At 64.0% G+C, this 875-nt stretch carries 1 protein-coding gene and 1 pseudogene; one reads left to right on the plus strand and one right to left on the minus strand.

Features of this window, described 5'->3' with window-relative positions; genetic code table 11:
- Window positions 1-386 (plus strand): annotated as a pseudogene (locus MKK69_RS19365) (hypothetical protein); the annotation flags it as partial.
- 34 nt (window positions 387-420) lie between these two features.
- On the opposite strand, the gene MKK69_RS19370 reads toward MKK69_RS19365, so the two are convergent.
- Entirely contained in the window at window positions 421-774 is a 354-nt protein-coding gene (locus tag MKK69_RS19370) for a methylamine utilization protein (protein WP_243970527.1), read from the minus strand.
- Window positions 775-875: the final 101 nt, after the last annotated feature.

The following is an 875-nucleotide window of genomic DNA, read 5'->3' on the forward strand; positions in this document are numbered from 1 at the left end:
GGACCGATCCGCTGCTGGCCGCCAAGCCGCAGATGACCATGGGCGCGACCCCCGAGCTGTTCATGCAGGCCGCCGGCGTCATCGAGTTCACCCTGGCCTTCGCGCTGATCTGGACGCCCCTGGTGCGTCGGATGTCGGCGATCATCCTGGCGGCAATCTTCGTCTCGGCGGTGTTCGAGTTCGGCAAGGTCGACGCGATCGGCCACTCGGGCATCATCGTGGTGCTGCTCGGGATCGCGGCTGATGATATGCGAACCGCAGTGCGGGTGCGCGACGCCGCTTGGGCGCCGGCATACTTTGGCGGCGCGCTCGCGACCTTCCTGGCACTGTACTACGTCGGCCACGAGGCCCTGTACGGAGGCTTCGGTCGACTGCCGGTTATCTGAGACGCGACCGGTCGGCGGCGATCAGAGGACGCTCCTACCGAACGTGGACGGCGAGCTTCATCTTCGGGTGAACGCCGCACAAGACGGTGAAATCACCCTCCGTCGGGAAGGTGATCACGGCTTTGGCGCCGGGCTCGATATCACCGCTGTCGAAGGCGAACGTCTCGGCTTCGACGTAGGCCTGGTGGACGAAGTTATCGTCGTCGTTGACCACCGTGCTGGTCGCACCGACGGGAAGGTCGACCTCCACCAGGGCGACACGGTGGCTCTTGGGCGAGACGATGTCATCGGCATGCGGCGGGCGGGCGATGGTGCCGCGAGCCGAGGCCAGGGAGTCCTCGGAGCCGGCCATCATCAACGGAAGCAGCTTCCGGTTCTTATTGGACATGTTGGCGACCGAAGGTAGGTCACGATCGTAGCTGAGCTTGAATTCACTCGGTTAATCGTCCGCCAATATACACGGATCGTGCCTATCATGAGGAGGTTGTG

The organism is Methylobacterium sp. J-026 (assembly GCF_022829585.1).
GTDB lineage: Bacteria > Pseudomonadota > Alphaproteobacteria > Rhizobiales > Beijerinckiaceae > Methylobacterium.